The sequence below is a fragment of the Saccharothrix sp. AJ9571 genome (genome assembly GCF_021725495.1).
Lineage (GTDB): Bacteria > Actinomycetota > Actinomycetes > Mycobacteriales > Pseudonocardiaceae > Amycolatopsis > Amycolatopsis magusensis.
The window spans coordinates 799,489-816,822 of record NZ_CP091382.1 but is presented as its reverse complement, the minus strand read 5'-3'; the positions used below and the strand labels follow the sequence as shown (position 1 = coordinate 816,822).

Below are 17,334 nucleotides of genomic sequence, written 5' to 3'. Positions count from 1 at the left end.
GCGAGCCGGCGGGGGAGTCGTTACGTTGGCGGGGTGCGTATTCATGTTGTGCCGCAGACCCAGGGCGCGTTGACCCCGCGTGCCGCCCAGCTCGCCGACGGGGCCCGCGGGCTCGGGGCACTGGCCGCCGAGGTGCTCGGCGTGCTGGCCACCGAGGTCCCCGTCGACCCCTCCTCCGATCCGTCCGTAGTGGACGGTATCGCCAACCGCGACGCGCTGGTGCGCAACCGGGCCGGGCAGCTCGCCGCGCTGGAAGCACCCGCGGCGAAGGTGATCACCATCGGCGGCGACTGCGCGGTGGAGCTGGCGCCCATCGGCGTGGCCCGGTACCGCCACGGCGAGGGCCTGGGTGTCGCCTACTTCGACGCCCACCCCGATCTCAACACCGCGGACAGCTCACCGTCCGGCGCGTACCACGGCATGGTCCTGCGCTCGCTGTTCGGCGAGGGCGACCCGGAGTTCGCCGCGGACCCCGCGCTGGTGCCGGGCCGCGCGGTGCTGGTCGGCACCCGCTCGATTGACCCCGCCGAGCAGGACGCCATCGACCGTGGCCTCGCCGTGGTCGCCCCGCCCGCCGACCTGCCCACGCGGCTGCGCGACAGCGGCGCGGAGTCCGTCTACCTGCACCTCGACCTCGACGTGCTCGATCCCGGCGAGTTCGACGGGCTCAACTACCCCGAGCCGGACGGGCTGAGCGTGCCCGAACTGGTCGCCGCGATCCGCTCACTGGCGGAGTTCGAGGTGATCGGCGCGGCCGTCACCGAATGCGTCACCGCCGACCGGGACGAACTGCGCAAGCTCGTCCCGGTCCTGGAAGCGATCCGGGATGTCCTGATCTAGCAGGCCGCGCAGCGCAGGAAGGAGCGGACCTGGAACGGGGTGCTCGAGGTGGTGCTCTGCCGGGACAGGTCCGCGCGCTGCTGGCCGGACTCACCGCACGGCCTCGACTGCATGGTGATGTTGACGTTGGTGTTGTTGGTCATCGAGTAGGCGAACGAGGGTGGCCCGACCAGGTTCCAGCACCCGTCTGCCCCGTGCGCGCCACCGGCCCGCTGGCCGTTGTAGTTGTCCTGGCTCCACCAGCAGATCCAGTTGCCGGGGCAGTCGTTGACGCCGTCCGCTTCCGCCGCCGAGGCGGCCGCGGGAGCGAGCGCCAGCGCGAACAGCACAGTGGCCACGAGCTGGGTGAGTTTAGAAAGCACGGTGTTTCCCTTCCCCAGTGGTGACGGACGCGTCACGGCCCGTCACGGAGAAGGTAATCGGCTCAGCCGCCGGTCGTCACGGCTTTTGCCCCACGCTGAAAAGCATGGTGGCGATCTCCGAATCGGGTAGGCACAGCACCGAGCCCAGTGCGCGGTCGTCGAACGCGGCGACCGCGCAGCAGGCCAGGCCCAGCGCGGTGCCGACGGTGTAGAGGTTCTGCACCGCGACCCCGGCGTCCACGTGCAGCGTGCGGTAGTGCCGCAGCGGGTACTGGGCGAAGGCCACGTCCAGCCGGGCGGTCAGCGCGATGGTCACCGGCGCGGTCGAGGCGAACTCCGGCTGCAGGAACACCTCGGTGAGCTGGGCCGTCGGGTCGTCCGCGCTGATCTCGATCAGCTGGTGCGAGACCGACTCGTAGCGGTAGATGCCGGGCGGGACCCCGTCGGCGTGGCGGACCAGCAGGTAGGCCCGCAGGCAGAGCAGGCCGCCCGCGCTCGGGGCCATGCCCAGCGGGTGCTTCTCCACGCCCTGTGCCTGCACGAACCGCTGCACGCCGAGGGCGAAGCGCAGCAGCGCGCTCAACGCGGCCATGTCGAGGGGCCGGTCGGCGAACTTCACCGCGGACCGGCGTTGCACCAGCGTGCCGACCAGGTCCACCCGGGGTGGCTCGAGGTCCGGCAGCGGAATCCGGTGCCCGTTGGGCTGCACGGGGCGGTCCCGGGTGTCCTCGGACTGCCCGTTCAGCATCGCGTGCACGGCCTTCGCCGAAGAGAGCGCGTCCGCCATCCGCCCAACATAGTCGATTGCGTCCGTTCGGCCGTATGGCAGACGATCTTTGCCGGGTACTTTTCCGGACCCGATCATCAGTCGATCCGGTGAGCGGTGTGAAACCGGCCCTCGAAGGCGTTCACCGGGCGGTTATTGTCACCGCGCCCACAGTCTGACGCGGTGATTTGTCACCCCGGTGACAAGAAATCGGTTTCTTCTGGGTTTCGTGACACGTTTGGGGTTACTTTTCCGATGTGCTCGACGTCACCCCGAAGTGCGTCGGTGGCCTCGGCAGAGGGGCGTCGCGGGGAACGAGCGGAGCAAAGGAGCTGCGATGACGGTCGAGCGCGGGCTGAACTCCGTGGAAACCCGCCCGGTACTTCCCCGGCGGCTGGCCGAGATCCTGCGCCCGGAACTGCCCACGCTCGGCGGGCAGATCGTGGAGGAGATCCGCACGGTCATCCCCGAGTACGGCCGTCCGCTCGACGGTCCGTACGGGCGCTCCATCCGCGCCGGGGTGGACTGCGCGATGTCGTTGTTCGTCGACCAGATCGCCGATCCCGGCTCGATCAAGGAGGAACTGCTCGACGTGCACCGCAAGCTCGGCCAGCTGGAGATGCGCGAGGGCCGCAGCCTGGACACGCTGCAGGCCGCCTACCGGGTCGGCGCCCGGGTGGCCTGGCGCCGGATCATGCTGGTCGGCAGGCGGGCGGGCCTGTCCTCGGCGGTGATGTCGGAACTGGCCGACGCGATGCTCGCGTTCATGGACGAACTGGCTTCGATCGCGCTGGACGGCTACCTGGAGGCCAAGGCCTGCTCGGCGGGCGCGCTGGAGACCTGGCGCCGGCGACTGCTGCAGCTGATCCTGGAGCGCCCGCAGCCGCCGCGCGAAGCCATCGCCGAACTGGCCCAGCTCATCGGGTGGACGATGCCCGCGAAGCTGTTCGCGGTGGCCGTCCGCACACCCGGCGGGGTGTCACGCCGGATGCCCGCGCTGGACGAGGACATCCTCGCCGAGCTGGACGCACCCGAACCGCTGCTGCTGGTGCCGGGCGAGCCCGCGGACACCCGGCTGGCGGCGATCCAGAACGCGCTGCCGGGGTACCGGCTGTCGGCCGGTCCTGCGGTCCCGCTGGAGGCGGCGGGAGATTCGCTGCGCTGGGCGCGTCGTGCGCTGGCGCTGACCGGCGAAGGCCTGCTCCCGGCGCGACGGCTGATCCGGGCCGAAGAGCACTTGGCCACCGTGTTGCTGCATTCCGACGAGGGGTTGATCGCGCAGCTCCGGGAGCGGCACTTCGCCCCACTGCGGGGGATGACCGACAAACAGCGCGGCAGGCTGACCGAGACGCTGCGGGCCTGGCTGGACGCCCAGGGCAATGTGCTCGAGATCGCCGAGCGGCTCAAGGTGCACCCGCAGACCGTGCGGTACCGGATGCGCCAGCTGCAGGCCACCTTCGGCGAAAGCCTGGAGGACCCGGACGCGCGGTTCGAGATGGAGCTCATCCTGCGCAGCGAACCCCGACCGGGCATCGCCCGAGACGGCCGCGAGACAGGCGATGGCCCCAACGGCGCCTGGGCGCGGTACCGGTTGGCCGAGGTGATGCCCGTACCGCGCACCGCCCACAGCGGCCCGGTCACCCCGCCAGGACCGCCACGCTCGCGACGCTCACCCGCCTGACCACGGCTTGCTTCGGCCACCTCACTGACCCGACTGACCATGGCTTGCGGGGTGGCTTCGACTACCTCGCCGATGAGGACGAGCTTTCGCGGGCAGGGAGGCTGCCTGCCAGGTCAGGGCGCCGAGTGATCACGGTTTGCGGGGTGGCCTCGGCCGTCTCGCCGATGAGGGCGCTTTCGGGGCAAGGTGGATGCCTGCTTGCCGGATCAGCGAGCCGCGTGGTCCCCGCCTGACCACGGCTCACGGGTCTCCTCCGACCACGCCGCCGATCAGGGCTTCCGGATTTCCTCGAAGACGTCGCTGACCAGGGTGAGCAGGCTTTTGCTGAGCAGCGCGTGCACCTGTTCACGCGTCAGTGCGCCCCGCACGAGCCATTCCCGTCCGGCTGCCTTGACCATGCCGCCGTAGGCACGGACCAGTGCGTTCAGCTCGCTGTGGCACGGGTCGTCGGCGGCGATGCCGACGGCTTCCAGCACCCGGTCCGCCGATTCGCGATCCGCCTCTTCGAGGATCTGCTCGACCGCCAGGTCCCGCCCGATGCCCTCGGGCGCGATCGCGGCCAGCCACAGGTTCTCCTGGCGGCTGACCATGTCGAGGAACCAGCCGACCGCCGCGTCGACCCGCTGCTCCAGCGTGCCTTCGGGCAGGATCTCCACAGCGAAGTGCGGCACGGTCAGCGCCCGCCGGATCACCGCGAGGTACAGCTCCCGCTTGGTGCCGAAGTAGTGGTTGATCAAGCCCCTGGCCACGCCCGCCTCCGCCGCGATGTCCGAAGTGGACACCTCGGCGTAGGGCCGCTGGCCGAACAGCTCGGCCGCGCAGTCGAAGATCTGTTCCTTCCTCGCGTCCGGTTCCAGTCTTCGCCATTTGGGTGCGGACTCCGTGGTCATGTCCGGCATTTTCGCACGAACCGGCCGCCCGCACCCGCGCCAACGGGGGCTACCGCCGGGTAGGGCGACTTCAGTCGGGCAGTACCAACGGGGCTATTTCGTCGAACAGGTCACCGGGTCCGGGATTGTCCGGATCGGTGTGCCCGCCGAAGTGGTGCAGCACGCCCCACACCGCGTTCAGCGCGGTCTGCACCGCGCCCTCGGCCCAGCCCGCGGTCCACGAGACGTCGTCACCGGCGAGGAACAGGCCGCGGTACCGCTCCGGCAGCCGGTCCTGCATGAAGTGGGTGAACAACCGTTCCTGGTAGCGGTAGTGCCCGGGCAGGTTCGCCTTGAACGCGCCCATGAAGTGCGGCTCGGCCTCCCACGAAACGGTGACCGGGTCGCCGGTGATGTGCCGCCGCACGTCCACGCCGGGGTAGATCTCCCGCAGCGACTGCAGCATCACCTCCACCCGTTCGCCCGCCGAAAGCGGCAGCCACTTCAGCGAGTCGTCGGCCCAGGTGTAGGACAGGCAGATCACCGCGGGCGCGTCCGGGCCGGAGTCGAGCAGGTAGGTGCCGCGGGTCATCCGGTCGGTGAGCGTCATGCTCATCGTGTCGCGGCCGGTGACCGGATCGGGGTCGAGCCAGAACGGCCGGTCCACCGGCACGAAGACCTTCGAGGACTCCATGTAGTGCGTGCGCTCGATGGCGGTCCAGTGGTCGATCGGGAACAGCGACTCGTCGCAGGAGATCTTGGCCAGCAGCAGCCAGCTCTGTGCGGTGAACACCGCGGCGGGGTAGGTGCGGATACCGCCGTCGGTGTCGGTGACGGTGATGTTGTTCGGCGCGGTCCGGTGCAGGCGCGCGACACCGCGCCGCGGCGCGCCGCCGTGCAGCGAGCGCAGGCTGGTGCCGTCCGGCCAGTGCGTCATCCGCGCCGGGACGCGGTCCCACAGGCGCAGCGGCAGTTGCCTGCTGCCGCCGATGATGCTGCGGTGCTCGTCGTCCGCGCCGGTGTAGACCACGCGCAGGATCTCCAGGATGGAGTTGGGGAAGTCGGTGTCCCAGCCGCCGGTGCCGAATCCGACCTGCCCGAAGATCTCGCGGTGGCGGAACGAGGCGAACGCCGGGGAGTCGCAGAGGAAACCGTAGAACGTCTGGTTGTCCAGCTTCTCCACCAGTTCGTTCCAGATGTCCTTGATGCGCTTGACGTCCCGCCGCCGGATCGCGTCCTGCATCTCGCCGAACGCGGCGCGGCTGTCGAGCGTGGCGTGCCAGGCGGCGGACACCTCGCCGAAGACCGGGGGCAGATCGGCGGGCGAGGTGGCGTAGTGGCTCTGTCCTTTGAGGTCCACCACCGTGCTCGGGGTTTCCGGCGCCAGCGGGTTGGGGAAGGCCTTGGTGCTCAGGCCCACCTTGTCGATGTAGTGGAACAGCGAGGTCGACGAAGGCGGGAAGCGCATGGCGCCCATCTCGGCGACCACATCGGGCGGACAGCCGTCGAACCGGACCGAGCGCAACCGCCCGCCGAGCTGGTCGGCTTCGTAGACCACCGGCCGCAGCCCGATTTTCATCAGCTCGTAGGCGGTGACCAGGCCGGACAGGCCGCCGCCGATGACCGCCACCTCACGGCCGTGGTGCTCCGGCGGCACCGAGCCGAGCCCGGCCGGGTGCGCGAGGTAGTCGTCGTAGGCGAAGGGGAAGTCCGGGCCGAACATCGTGATCGGCCCGCCCGGCGGTTCGGGCGTGTGGATCGCGGTGGGCACGGCGGAGGTCATGCTTGCGCCTTTCTTCCGTACAGCTCCGGCCGCCGATCGGCCAAGTAGGTGGTCTCCCGGCGGGACGCGGCCAGCCGGGCGGCGTCGACGGTGGCCAGCAGCAACTCGGCCGAACCACCGGCACGCGCGAGTTCGGTGCCGTCGGGTGCCATCACCACGCTGCGGCCGCAGTAGGTCAGCTCGCCCTCGGTGTCGCACCGGTTGACGTAGGCCAGGAAGAGCTGGCTCTCGTAGGCCCTGGCCGGAACCACGACATCGGCGACCATCTCGTACGGGCGCATCAACGCGGTCGGCACGGCGAGCAGTTCCGTCCCGGCGAGGGCGTGTGCTCGCACCATTTCCGGGAATTCGACGTCGTAGCAGATGAGCAGCCCGACAGTGAGGCCGCCGACCTCGGCCTGCACGACGGCCCGGTCCCCGGCGGAGAAATGGGCTTTGTCGAGGTCGCCGAAGAGGTGGGTTTTCCGGTAGCCGGCCCGGATCCGCCCGTCCGCGTCGATGAGCTGGACGCTGTTGTAGACGGTGCCGAGGCCGCGTTCGGGGTAGCCGTAGGCGATCGCGAGCCGGTGCTCGCGGCAGATCTCGGCGATCCGGCGTGCGGTCGGCCCGTCCGCCTGTTCCGCGAGGTCCTCGATCGACTCCCCGATGTTGTAGCCGGTGGTGGCCATTTCGGGGCAGATCAGCAATTCGGCACCGCCGCCGCGGGCGCGGGCGGCGGCTTCGGCGAGTTCGGGCAGGAAATCCTCGGCGGGACCCTGGAATGCGGCGACGATCATGCGCGGGCCAGCTTCGATCGCCGGATGCCGTAGGCGAAGTACAGCACCAGGCCGGACAACATCCAGCCCGCGAAGGTGAGCCAGGTGGCGACGTCCAGGCTGAACATCATGTACCCGCAGCAGAGCACGCCGAGCAGCGGCGTGACCGGCGCGAGTGGCACGCGGAACGTGCGTGGCAGGTCCGGACGGCGGCGGCGCAGCACCACCACGGCCACGTTGACCAGGCCGAACGCGAACAGCGTGCCGATGCTGGTGGCGTCGGCGAGGTTGCCCAGCGGGATGAACGCGGCGAGCACCGCGACGAAGCCGGAGACGACGTAGGTGTTGATCCGCGGGCTCCCGGACTTGGCATCTACTTTGGACAGTGCTTTCGGGACCAGGCCGTCGCGGGACATGGCGAAGAGGATGCGGGTCTGTCCGTACAGGACGGTCAGCACCACGCTGGAGATCGCCACCAGCGCGCCCGCGGCCAGCAGCGCGGCCCAGACCTTGTTGTCCAGCACGGTGGTGACCACGTGGGCGAGCGCGGCTTCGGAGCCTTCGAACCGCGTCCAGTTCAGCGCGCCGACCGCCGCGAGGCCGACCAGGCAGTAGAGCAGGGTGACGATGCCCAGGGAGAGCAGGATGGCGCGCGGCAGGTCGCGCTGGGGGTTCTTGGCCTCCTCGCCCGCGGTCGACGCGGCGTCGAAACCGATGTAGGAGAAGAACAGTTTGGCCGCGCCCGCGCTCATCCCGGCCAGGCCGAGCGGCAGGAACGGGCTGAAGTTCCCCGCCTGGACCGCCGAGAAGGCGATCACGCAGAAGAGCAGGAGCGTGGCCACCTTGATCACCACCATGACGGCGTTCGCCCGCGCGCTCTCCCTGGCGCCGGCGAGCAGGAGCACCATGGCCAGCAGCACGATCACGATGGCGGGCAGGTTGACGAGGCCGCCGTCGCCGGGCGGGCTGCTCAGCGCGGCGGGGATGGTCACGCCGAGGGTGAGGTCGAGCAGTTCGTTGAGGTACTGGCCCCAGCCGACGGCGACCGAGGCCACGGAGACGCCGTACTCCAGCACCAGGCACCAGCCGCAGACCCAGGCGACCAGTTCGCCGAGGGTGGCGTAGGCGTAGGTGTAGGACGAACCGGACAACGGGATCATCCCGGCCAGTTCCGCGTAGGACAGCGCCGAGAACAACGCGGTGATCCCGGCCAGGACGAACGAGAGCACGACCGCGGGCCCGGCCACCGGCACGGCTTCGCCCAGTACGACGAAGATCCCGCTGCCGAGGGTGGCGCCGATGCTGAGCATGGTGAGCTGGCTCAGTCCGAGCGTGCGCCGGAGCGTGCCGCCCTCCCCGTGGCCGCCTTCGGCGAGCAGGACGTCCACCGGCTTGCGCCGGGTGAGGGCGGCGCGGAGCCCGGGGTGGGCTGGATCTGTTCGCTGACGCATCGGCACACGGTAACTGCCGTTCCTGGCGCGGAAAACACGAGATCATTGTGTGTTCTGGCTCTTACACGGCTGTTCGTTGTCACGCATGTCGCCGCTGCGGGCAAAGCAGTTGATCGACGACGAACCCGGCGGCATGCTCGACCCGCACCGGTTCGACGGCGTCGGCGAGCTCGAGCCCTCTACCGGGACATCCACCACGCGGACCAGGGGGAACTTCGTGCAGATCCGTGACTTCACCGAAGCCGACTGGGCCCAGGTGTGGCCGATCGTCGAGGAGGTCGTGCGGGCGGGCGACACCTACACCTACGACCCGGCCATGACCGCCGAGCAGGCGCACGACAGCTGGATCGAGCGGCCGCCCGGGCGCACGGTCGTCGCGGTGGAGGACGGTCGCGTGCTCGGCACGGCCAAGATGGGCGCCAACCGCGGAGGGCCCGGCGCGCACGTGGCCACGGCCAGCTTGATGGTCGACGCCCGGGTGCGCGGCAAGGGCGTGGGGACCGAGCTGTGCCGGTACGTGCTGGAGTGGGCGCGCACCAGCGGATTCGCCGGGATGCAGTTCAACGCCGTCGCCGAGTCCAACACCTCGGCGGTGGAGATCTACCGGCGGCTCGGGTTCGAGATCGTCGGGACCGTGCCCGGTGCCTTCGAACACCCCGAGCTGGGTCGCGTCGGGCTGCACATCATGTACTGCGACCTCACCGCCACGCCGCACCCCAGTTCCGGACCGGCGGATCGCCCAGGAGCCCGGCCGCGGTGAGGATGCGCACAGCTTCCGGGCCGACCCTGGCGACCTGGGCGCCACTCGAACGGACCTGCGCCATCGTGTCGTAGCGCCTCGGCCCGGACCCCGCGGTGTGCGTCCACCAGGCGACCGTGGCACAGGTGGCTTCCCGCAACGCGCGCCGCGCGATCGGGCCACCGGGGCGCGGCGGGGTGTAGGTCGCGGTCATCAGCAAGCCGTCCACCAGCGCGGACGCCTGGCGCAACGTGGGCTCGAGGCCCTCGGGCGGTGCGGGCAACGCGCGGGAGCGCGCGTAGTCCTCGGGCGTGGCGTGCGCGGCGATCATCTGTCCCCTTCCCGTCGAGCGGTCGGGAGTGGGATGCGGCCGCCACGAAAGCGTGACGCGAGGTGGATTGTGGCGCTGGACACGCCTACCGGTACACGGTGTCCAGCCAGCCGCGCAGGGCCTTGCCGCTGCTGACCGCGTTGGCGTCGCGGGAGAACAGGTGCAGGCTCACGCCGACCGGGGCGCCCCAGGCGTTGCGGCCGAACACCCGGTACAGCGCGTCGTCGGTGCGCAGGCCGAGGAACCAGTCGTCGAGGTGGTCGACCACCGCGGTCCGCGGTTCGCCGGCGAGGCCGACTTCGAGCTTGTCGCCGACTTCGCTGACGCCCAGTGCCCGCAGCAGCCGGGTGAACCCGTCGGGTGCCGAGGAAGCGTCGGGCGCGTCGGCCGCGACGTAGGTGGCCGCGCGGCCGGGGAAGTGGCTGATGTACTGGCCGAGCGTGTGCAGGTAGAAGTCGGTGTGCTTGGCCGCGCCGTCGTATTCGTGGTCCCAGTCCTCGTCGGCGAGCATCCCGCTGTGCACGAACCGCAGCACGGTGCTGCCCGCGCGGCCTTCGATCACCCACTCCAGCGCGTTGAACGAACCGTCCGGCTGCTCGGCGCGCAGGGCGTACCGCTCGGGCGGCGTCCAGTCGAGCACCTGGTGGTCGTCGAGGAGGCGGTAGCCCTCCGCCTCCTCGTCGGATTCGGTGGGGAACATCCAGCCCGAGGTGCCCGCGGTGATCGCCGCCCACACCTGCGCGGGCGTCGCGGGAAGCGTGACCTGGCGGCTGATCTCGAACTCGCGGGGCATCCGGCCACCGTTCCACCGAAGAAAAAACTTGTCAACGGGTCGCTGTCGATCCGGGCCACGCGAGTTCGACGCGTCGGCAACACCACGCCGAAGATGGAGGTCGACGTCATGCGGTTCATGATCCTGATGAAGGCGGACGAGCGGAGCGAGGCGGGCGAGGCCGCCACCGAAGCCGAGCTGGCCGCGATGTACAGCTACAACGAGCAGCTCGTGAAGGCGGGTGTGCTGCTCGGCGGGGAGGGGTTGCACGCGAGTTCGCGCGGGACCCGCGTCACGCTCACCGCGGACGAGACCGTGGTGGACCACGGGCCGTTCCCCCAGCCGTGCGAACTGGTCGCGGGTTTCTGGCTGATCCAGGTGAAGTCGCGGGAAGAGGCCGTCGCCTGGGCGCGGCGCTGCCCGGCACCCGCGGACGGCCGGACCGTGCTGGAACTGCGGCAGGTGGTCGAAGCCGACGACTTCGGCGACGCGCTCACCCCCGAACTGCGCGAGGCCAACGACCGGCTGCGGGAGATGAGCCCGTCCTGACGCGCGGGAGGACGGTGGCGCACCGGACGCCACCGTCCCTTGTGGAGCTACTTGGTGGTCAGGGTGTGGACCGTGGTGCTCACCTGGTCGCCGAAGCCGCCGGTGCCCGAGGACGGCGACGCCGCGACGCTCACGTCACCCGCCGGCCACCAGCGTGAGGTCCGCGGTCCGGTTCGCCGAGGCGGCCGGCATTTATCGGATCACGGTCACCGGCAAGGCCTCACCGCCGTAGCGAGCGGTCAGCGACACGGCCGCGGATTCCACAGTGGACCAATCTTGCACGGCCGGCAACGCGCCGAGCCGAGGAGACCCAGATCCGCGCGCCTCAGAAGCTCACCCCGAACGAGTCGATGGAACCGATGTCGTAGGCGTAGACGTCCCGCACCCGCAGCGTCCAGGTGCCCGACTTCGGCTCGGCCGAGGCGTTCACGCTGAACGTGGAGTTCAGGTCGATCGAGCTGTTCCCGCCGGCCTGCTTGAGGTTGTAGGCCTTGCCGCTCGGGCCGAGCAGGTCGATCACCAGGTCACCGGTGTACGGGTGCCGGATCGAGACGGCGACCTTGGTGGCCGAGGTGGCGTTGCCCTCGCAGGAGGCGATGACCACCGAGCTGGTGACCGCCGCCCCGGCGTCCGGGATGGCCACGTCGTCGGTGTTCGTCGCGCCCGCGCAGGTCGGCGGCGGGGTGGCGCCGGTGACGCGGAGCAGTTCGTTCGGCGAGCCCGAGCCCGGGTTCTTCACCACGTTGTGCGTGGCGCCCTGCACCAGTGCGGTGCGGACCTGCGCCGGGGTCGCCGACGTGTTCGCCGCCAGGTGCAGCGCCGCGGCACCCGCGACGTGCGGGGTCGCCATCGACGTGCCGCTGATCGTGTTCGTCGCGGTGTCCCCGGTGTACCAGGACGAGGTGACCGAGGTGCCCGGGGCGAAGATGTCGGTGCAGTTGCCGTAGTTCGAGAACGAGGAGCGGTTGTCCGAGCTGTCGGTGGCGTTGACGGTGATCGCCTCCGGCGTGCGTGCCGGGCTGGTGCTGCACGCGTTGGTGTTCGAATTGCCCGATGCCACCGCGAAGGTGATCCCGGCGCCGATCGCCTTCTTCACCGCGTCGTCGACCGCGCTGTTCGCCTCACCGCCGAGGCTCATGTTGGCCACCGCGGGCTTCTTCGCGTTCTTGGCCACCCAGTCGATGCCGCCGATGACCTGCGACCACTCGCCGTTGCCCTGGCAGTCCAGCACCCGCACGGCGACCAGGCTCACCTTCTTGGCCACGCCGTAGCTCTTGCCGCCGATGGTGCCCGCGACGTGCGTGCCGTGGCCGTTGCAGTCGTTGGCGACCGCGTCGCCGTCGATGAAGTCGTAGCCGTTCTGCGCGCGGCCTTCGAACTCCTGGTGGCTCAGCCGGGCGCCGGTGTCGAGCACGTAGGCCGTCACGCCCGCGCCCGCGTGGTCCGGGTAGGTGTACTTCCTGTCCAGCGGCAGCGCCGCTTGATCGATCCGGTCCAGACCCCAGGTGGGGTTGTCCTGGGTGCCGTCGGCGCGGGCGATGCCGTCCTGCTGCACGTAGGCGACCGCGGGATCGGCCGCGAGCCGCCGTGCGTCGCCCGCGTCCATCCGGGCGGAGAAGCCGTTGAGCACGGTCTGGTAGGTCAGCTTCACCTCGGCGCCGTACCGGCTCGACAGCGCGCCCGCGCTGCTGATCCCGGCTCCGTCCTTCAGCCCCACGATGTAGCTGCCGTCGATCGCTCCCGGCTGCCCGGCCCCCCGTACCGCGCCCTCCTGAGCCTGTGCCGTGGTGCTCGCCAGCCCGGCGACGACCAGCGCGGCCGATCCGGCGACCAGTGCCCGTGACCAGGCCCGGTGTTGTGCACGCATTCACCCACTCCTCTCCGCTCGGCCACCCGGTGGCGGTGACCAGGTGATCAGCGTCGGGCGGTTGAACAGCGCGAACAAGCGAGGCGATGTTCCGTACAGGTACGTAACTATTGGCAGCCGAGCTAGGCGCGGTCCGGCAAGCCAAGGTCGCGCTCTCCGCGCCCAGGTGGCCCCTGGCGGCACGGGCGAGTTCGGCCGAGTACGGCCAGTACGAGGCCGAATCGCCCGCACCGCCAGGAACCACCTGGATCACGAAGCCCATCGACCAAACTCACCGGACAGCGCCTAAGCTTCGGCGGTGATCCGGACATCGCGGTCCGGAGAATCTTCCGGGAGTGGTGATGTCGCGGAACGCGGTGCCGGAATCCAGTTCGCCCGTGCTGGTCGGTCGTCAGGCCGAACTGCGGGCGCTGGCCGCCGCGGTGACCCGGCCGCCGGCCGTGGTGCTGCTCGAAGGCGAGGCGGGCATCGGCAAGACGCGCCTGCTCACCGAGCTGCTGCGCCTGCCGGAGGTGGCCGCGCGCCGCCTGCTGGTCGGGTACTGCCAGCCGATGCGCGAGCCGTTCCCGTACGGCGTGGTCCTCGAAGCCCTGCGTGAGGCGGGCTCGCACCTGGCCACGGCCGAGCTGAGCCCGGTCACCGGTGTGCTGCGGCCGTACCTGCCGGAACTGGCCGCGTTCCTGCCGGACCCACCCGAGGCGGCGGACTCGCGGTCGGAACGACACCGCATGTTCCGTGCGGTCCGGGAGTTGCTCGGCGTGCTCGGGCCCGCGGTGCTGGTGGTCGAGGACCTGCACTGGTCCGACGACGGTTCGCGGCAACTGCTGCGCTTCCTCACCGCCGACCTGCCGCCCGGGCTGAGCCTGCTGCTGACCTACCGGCGTGAGGAACTGCCCGGCGGTATCACCCTCGGCCGCGCGTTCCGCCCGGCGCCGGGTACCGCGAGCGAGGTCGTGGAGCTGACCCCGTTCGACGCCGAAGGGGTGCGCCGCCTGACCACCGCGATCCTCGGCAGGCGTGAGGTTTCGCCGGATTTCGCCGCGCTGCTGCACGAACGCACCGCCGGGATCCCGTTCGTCGTCGAGGAAACCCTGCGCACCCTGCGTGGCGCGGAAGGGGCCGTGCACTCCGACGGCGCCACCGCGAAACGCCTGCTGGACACCGCGGAGGTGCCCGCGCTGCTGCGGGAGGCCATGCTGGAACGGCTGTCCGGACTGCCGATCCCCGCGCGCCGGCTGGCGTACGCGGCAGCCGTGCTCGGCACACCGGCGACTCGCGAGGTGCTCGCCGAAGTCGCCGGACTGCTGCCCGCCCGGGCCGACGAGGCGCTCACCCGGCTGCTCGACACCCAGGTGCTGCTCGAAAGCGGGCCGTGCCGGTACGGCTTCCGGCACACGCTCGCGCAGCAGGCGGTCTACCGCACGCTCGCCGGGCCGGATCGGCAGTCGCTGCACCAGCGCGCGGCCGTGGCGCTGGCCACGGCGGAACCGCCACCGCTGGTCCGGCTGGCCGAGCACAGCCGCCGCGGTGGCGACCAGGCCGGTTGGCTGCGCCACGGCGAGGCGGCGGCGGACCGGGCCGTCGAGGTCGGCGACCCGTCCACGGCCACCGGCCTGCTCAAGGACCTGCTCACCGAGGGCCTGCTCGCCGACGCCGACGTCGACCGGCTGGCGGTCAAGCTCAGCCGGGTCGCGGTGCTCGGGGTGGCGCAGCAGCACGAGGTGATCGAGGTGCTGGAGGGCCTGCTCAACGACCGGCGGCTGGCGCCGGACAGCCACGGCCAGGTGCGGCTCAACCTCGGCCTGCTGCTGATCCGCCAGGAGGGCGGGCAGGAGTCCGGGCGCACCGAGATCGAGATGGCCATCCACGAGCTCGGCGAACGCGACGCGCTGGCGCTGCGGGGCATGTCCGCGCTGGCGCAGCCGTTCATCGGCACCACCCCGCTGGCCGAGCACCTGCGCTGGATGTCCAAAGTGGACACGCTGATCGAGGACGTGACCGATCCGGGGGTGCTGCTGACGCTGATCGCCAGCAACGGCCCGTCGCGGCTGCACATCGGCGACCCCGGCGCCTGGGAACTGCTGACCCGGCTGCCCGTGCGGGCCGAAAGCCGGGCCGAACAGCAGCAACTGGCCAGGGCGCACTGCAACATCGGCGACGCGTGTGCCTGGACCGGGCACCTGCGCAAGGCGGAGAACCACCTGCGCACCGGGATCCGGCTGGCGCACGAGGGCGGCGCCTCGTTCCTGGTGAGCATCGCGAGCGCCACCCGGATGCACCTGGACTGGCTGACCGGCGACTGGGATTCGGTGACCGAGCGGGCGCGGCGGCTGCTGGAGGAGTACCACGAACTGCGGCCGGTGGCCGACGAGTTGTCCCTGGTCCTCGGCTCGCTCGCGGTGGCGAAGGGCGAATGGGAACGCGCCGAGCGGTACTTCATCGACTCGGGCACCGGGCGGGCGGAGAACGCGGTCACGCCGGTGGTGCTCGACGCCTGGGGCGGCACGATCCGGGTGCTGCTGGCCAAGGAGGACGTCGCGGCGGCGGCTTCGGCGGCCGACGACGGGCTGCGGTTGTTGCGGCGCAAGGGAGTCTGGGCCTGGGCGGGGGAGCTGGTGCCACCCGCGGTGATCGCCTACTGCACCGCGGGCCGGACCGACGCCGCGGCCGCGCTGACCACCGAGTTCGCCGACGGCATCGAGGGCAGGGACACCCCGATGGCCGACGCGGCGCTCGCCGAAGCCCGCGGCATCGTCGAACTGCACCGGCAGAACCCGGCTGCGGCGATCGACTTCCTCACCGAGGCGCGCGCGGGCTACGCGGCCCTTCCCGCGCCGTATTACGCCGCACTGGTCGGGGTCCGCTTGCTGGAAAACGCACCGGCGCCCGACGGTGAACTCGCGGCGCTGGCCGAGGAGTTCACCGCGCTCGGGGCGACCAGGGACGCCGCGCGCTGCCGCCACCTGCTGCGCGCGAGCGGTGTGGTGGCGCCTTCGCGGCGGGGCAGGCGCGGGTACGGCAACGAACTTTCGCCGCGGGAACGGGATGTGGCGCGACTGGTGGCGGGCGGATCGACGAACCGCGAGATCGCCGAAGTGCTGTTCCTTTCCCGGCGGACCGTGGAACAGCACGTGGCGAACGTGCTGCGGAAACTCGATCTGCACTCACGTGCGGACCTGCGTTCGCCATCGGATCGGCAGCGGTGAAAAAACGAAAGGCCGCCCGGCGCCGGGCGGCCTTTCACCGGACTAGTGCTGCCCGTCTTCGGTGGCTTTGACGAACGCCGATTCGACCTCGATCGAAACCCGGCCGCGTTCGGAGACCTCGAATCCGTGCTCGCGCGCCCAGGCCCGGATCGCCTGGGCCCGCGCCCGCCTTGCCGAGGTCCCCACCGCCGGTCCGGCGTTCGGCATGGGCGGTGACCCGCGCTTCTTGCGCCCGCTGACCCGGCGGGCGACCTCGACGAACCGGAACAGCGCGTCCCGCAGTTCGTCGGCGTTCGCGGCGGAGAGGTCGATCACGTAATCGACCCCGTCCAGGCCGAAATGAACGGTTTCGTCGGCCGGCGACCCGTCGATGTCGTCGGACATCACCACGGAAACTTTTTGTGCCACGTCTCCCGCTCCCAAGACGATTTCGGCGCACCCCCTGGTCCGCCACCTCTTGGCACGATAGACGATCGGTGTACAACTGCGGTATTCGGCGTGCTCAGTCGTGTTTCCGGGTCGCGGAATCGAGCCTGGTGTAGTCCTGATCGGACAGTGAAAGGGTGAGTGCGGCCAGATTTTCCTCCAGATGGCGGCGTGACGAAGTCCCCGGAATGGGTAACACGACCGGTGAACGCCGCAACAACCAGGCCAGCGCCACCTGCGCCGGGGTGGCCCCGACTTCTGCCGCGACCGCGGCCACCACGCCGTCCGAGCGCGTGCTCGGCTTGATCGGCAACCACGGGATGAACGCGATACCACGGCGTTCGCAGTACTCGAGCACTGGTTCAGACCTTCGTTGTTCGAGGTTGTACAGGTTCTGCACGCTCGCGATCGGCGTGATCGATTCGGCCTCGCGGAGTTGGGCCACGCTCACCTCGGACAGGCCGATGTGCCGGATTTTGCCCTCTTCCCGCAGCCGGGTGAGCGCACCGATCTGGTCGGCCAGCGGAACGAGCGGGTCGATCCGGTGCAACTGGTAAAGTTCAATTTGCGGAATTCGCAACCGGCGCAGGCTCAGTTCCGCTTGCTGGCGGAGGTATTCCGGGCGGCCGAGCGGAATCCAGTCGTCGCCGGGATGGCATTGCCCGCCCTTGGTGGCTATCACCAGTCCACGAGGATAGGGGTGCAGCGCTTCGGCCAGCAGTTCTTCGTTCAGGCCGAGGTCGTAGGAGTCGGCGGTATCGAGGAAGTCGACGCCGAGTTCGACGGCGCGGCGGGCGATCCTGATCGATTCCGCGCGCTCCGCGGTGGTCGCCCCGCCCAGTCGCATGGCACCGAAGCCGAGCCGGTTCACCGTCAGTTCGCCGCCGAGGGTGAGCGTGGCGTGGTTCGTCATGGTCATGCGCTCACTCTGGGGCCG

General features: G+C 70.5%; 16 protein-coding genes. 5 read left to right on the top strand and 11 right to left on the bottom strand.

Features of this window, described 5'->3' with window-relative positions:
• The first annotated feature begins 33 nt into the window (after positions 1-33).
• Positions 34-840 (top strand): arginase family protein, encoded by an 807-nt coding sequence (locus L3Q67_RS03225; protein ID WP_499188114.1) that lies wholly within the window; start codon positions 34-36, stop codon positions 838-840.
• On the opposite strand, the gene L3Q67_RS03220 is transcribed toward L3Q67_RS03225, so the two are convergent.
• Entirely contained in the window at positions 837-1,202 is a 366-nt protein-coding gene (locus tag L3Q67_RS03220; protein WP_499188113.1) for a hypothetical protein, read from the bottom strand. The two genes, L3Q67_RS03225 and L3Q67_RS03220, sit on opposite strands and share 4 nt — an antisense overlap.
• Before the next feature lie 76 nt (positions 1,203-1,278).
• A complete protein-coding gene (locus L3Q67_RS03215) occupies positions 1,279-1,989 on the bottom strand; it encodes a SagB/ThcOx family dehydrogenase (protein WP_499188112.1) in 711 nt (236 codons plus the stop codon).
• Positions 1,990-2,305: 316 nt separating this feature from the next.
• Between L3Q67_RS03215 and L3Q67_RS03210 the strand changes: the two genes are divergently transcribed.
• Complete coding sequence (locus L3Q67_RS03210; RefSeq protein WP_423581563.1) at positions 2,306-3,649, top strand: PucR family transcriptional regulator; 1,344 nt, start codon at positions 2,306-2,308, stop codon at positions 3,647-3,649.
• Between the two features lie 269 nt (positions 3,650-3,918).
• Here the strand turns inward: L3Q67_RS03210 and L3Q67_RS03205 are convergent, their stop codons facing one another.
• The 4 genes from L3Q67_RS03205 to L3Q67_RS03190 form a co-directional block, all read right to left on the bottom strand.
• A complete protein-coding gene (locus L3Q67_RS03205) occupies positions 3,919-4,539 on the bottom strand; it encodes a TetR/AcrR family transcriptional regulator (RefSeq protein ID WP_499188111.1) in 621 nt (206 codons plus the stop codon).
• Positions 4,540-4,609: 70 nt separating this feature from the next.
• Positions 4,610-6,301, bottom strand: coding sequence for a flavin monoamine oxidase family protein (locus L3Q67_RS03200; protein ID WP_499188110.1), 1,692 nt, complete (start codon positions 6,299-6,301; stop codon positions 4,610-4,612).
• Entirely contained in the window at positions 6,298-7,077 is a 780-nt protein-coding gene (locus L3Q67_RS03195) for a carbon-nitrogen hydrolase family protein (RefSeq protein ID WP_499188109.1), read from the bottom strand. The genes L3Q67_RS03200 and L3Q67_RS03195 overlap by 4 nt, the downstream gene beginning before the upstream one ends.
• Complete coding sequence (locus L3Q67_RS03190) at positions 7,074-8,507, bottom strand: amino acid permease (RefSeq protein ID WP_499188108.1); 1,434 nt, start codon at positions 8,505-8,507, stop codon at positions 7,074-7,076. The genes L3Q67_RS03195 and L3Q67_RS03190 overlap by 4 nt, the downstream gene beginning before the upstream one ends.
• A gap of 85 nt (positions 8,508-8,592) precedes the next feature.
• On the opposite strand from L3Q67_RS03190, the gene L3Q67_RS03185 reads away from it, so the two are divergent.
• Complete coding sequence (locus tag L3Q67_RS03185) at positions 8,593-9,267, top strand: GNAT family N-acetyltransferase (protein ID WP_499188107.1); 675 nt, start codon at positions 8,593-8,595, stop codon at positions 9,265-9,267.
• Here the strand turns inward: L3Q67_RS03185 and L3Q67_RS03180 are convergent.
• Both L3Q67_RS03180 and L3Q67_RS03175 read right to left on the bottom strand, forming a co-directional pair.
• Positions 9,206-9,577 (bottom strand): hypothetical protein, encoded by a 372-nt coding sequence (locus tag L3Q67_RS03180; RefSeq protein ID WP_499188106.1) that lies wholly within the window; start codon positions 9,575-9,577, stop codon positions 9,206-9,208. The two genes, L3Q67_RS03185 and L3Q67_RS03180, sit on opposite strands and share 62 nt — an antisense overlap.
• A gap of 85 nt (positions 9,578-9,662) precedes the next feature.
• The gene (locus L3Q67_RS03175) at positions 9,663-10,370 is read right to left on the bottom strand and encodes an SRPBCC family protein (RefSeq protein WP_499188105.1); all 708 of its coding nucleotides are present in this window, start codon (positions 10,368-10,370) and stop codon (positions 9,663-9,665) included.
• Between the two features lie 108 nt (positions 10,371-10,478).
• Here L3Q67_RS03175 and L3Q67_RS03170 point away from each other — a divergent pair, with 108 nt between their 5' ends.
• Positions 10,479-10,898, top strand: coding sequence for a YciI family protein (locus tag L3Q67_RS03170; RefSeq protein ID WP_499188104.1), 420 nt, complete (start codon positions 10,479-10,481; stop codon positions 10,896-10,898).
• 325 nt (positions 10,899-11,223) lie between these two features.
• Here the strand turns inward: L3Q67_RS03170 and L3Q67_RS03165 are convergent, their stop codons facing one another.
• Positions 11,224-12,765, bottom strand: a complete 1,542-nt coding sequence (locus L3Q67_RS03165; RefSeq protein WP_499188103.1) for a S8 family peptidase — start codon at positions 12,763-12,765, stop codon at positions 11,224-11,226.
• Between the two features lie 341 nt (positions 12,766-13,106).
• On the opposite strand from L3Q67_RS03165, the gene L3Q67_RS03160 reads away from it, so the two are divergent.
• Complete coding sequence (locus L3Q67_RS03160) at positions 13,107-15,971, top strand: ATP-binding protein (RefSeq protein ID WP_499188102.1); 2,865 nt, start codon at positions 13,107-13,109, stop codon at positions 15,969-15,971.
• 42 nt (positions 15,972-16,013) lie between these two features.
• On the opposite strand, the gene L3Q67_RS03155 is transcribed toward L3Q67_RS03160, so the two are convergent.
• Together L3Q67_RS03155 and L3Q67_RS03150 are read right to left on the bottom strand one after the other, a co-directional pair.
• Positions 16,014-16,379, bottom strand: coding sequence for a histone-like nucleoid-structuring protein Lsr2 (locus tag L3Q67_RS03155; protein ID WP_499188101.1), 366 nt, complete (start codon positions 16,377-16,379; stop codon positions 16,014-16,016).
• Between the two features lie 94 nt (positions 16,380-16,473).
• On the bottom strand, positions 16,474-17,316 hold the full coding sequence (locus tag L3Q67_RS03150) for an aldo/keto reductase (RefSeq protein ID WP_499188100.1): 843 nt from the start codon (positions 17,314-17,316) through the stop codon (positions 16,474-16,476).
• Positions 17,317-17,334 lie beyond the last annotated feature (18 nt).

What these genes read in the sequence shown, in the direction of transcription:
- L3Q67_RS03215 (WP_499188112.1), bottom strand. Translation starts at nt 1,989, where the DNA reads ATGGCGGACGCGCTCTCTTCGGCGAAGGCCGTGCACGCGATGCTGAAC.
- L3Q67_RS03210 (WP_423581563.1), top strand. Translation starts at nt 2,306, where the DNA reads ATGACGGTCGAGCGCGGGCTGAACTCCGTGGAAACCCGCCCGGTACTT.
- L3Q67_RS03205 (WP_499188111.1), bottom strand. Translation starts at nt 4,539, where the DNA reads ATGACCACGGAGTCCGCACCCAAATGGCGAAGACTGGAACCGGACGCG.
- L3Q67_RS03200 (WP_499188110.1), bottom strand. Translation starts at nt 6,301, where the DNA reads ATGACCTCCGCCGTGCCCACCGCGATCCACACGCCCGAACCGCCGGGC.
- L3Q67_RS03195 (WP_499188109.1), bottom strand. Translation starts at nt 7,077, where the DNA reads ATGATCGTCGCCGCATTCCAGGGTCCCGCCGAGGATTTCCTGCCCGAA.
- L3Q67_RS03190 (WP_499188108.1), bottom strand. Translation starts at nt 8,507, where the DNA reads ATGCGTCAGCGAACAGATCCAGCCCACCCCGGGCTCCGCGCCGCCCTC.
- L3Q67_RS03185 (WP_499188107.1), top strand. Translation starts at nt 8,593, where the DNA reads ATGTCGCCGCTGCGGGCAAAGCAGTTGATCGACGACGAACCCGGCGGC.
- L3Q67_RS03180 (WP_499188106.1), bottom strand. Translation starts at nt 9,577, where the DNA reads ATGATCGCCGCGCACGCCACGCCCGAGGACTACGCGCGCTCCCGCGCG.
- L3Q67_RS03175 (WP_499188105.1), bottom strand. Translation starts at nt 10,370, where the DNA reads ATGCCCCGCGAGTTCGAGATCAGCCGCCAGGTCACGCTTCCCGCGACG.
- L3Q67_RS03170 (WP_499188104.1), top strand. Translation starts at nt 10,479, where the DNA reads ATGCGGTTCATGATCCTGATGAAGGCGGACGAGCGGAGCGAGGCGGGC.
- L3Q67_RS03165 (WP_499188103.1), bottom strand. Translation starts at nt 12,765, where the DNA reads ATGCGTGCACAACACCGGGCCTGGTCACGGGCACTGGTCGCCGGATCG.
- L3Q67_RS03160 (WP_499188102.1), top strand. Translation starts at nt 13,107, where the DNA reads ATGTCGCGGAACGCGGTGCCGGAATCCAGTTCGCCCGTGCTGGTCGGT.
- L3Q67_RS03150 (WP_499188100.1), bottom strand. Translation starts at nt 17,316, where the DNA reads ATGACCATGACGAACCACGCCACGCTCACCCTCGGCGGCGAACTGACG.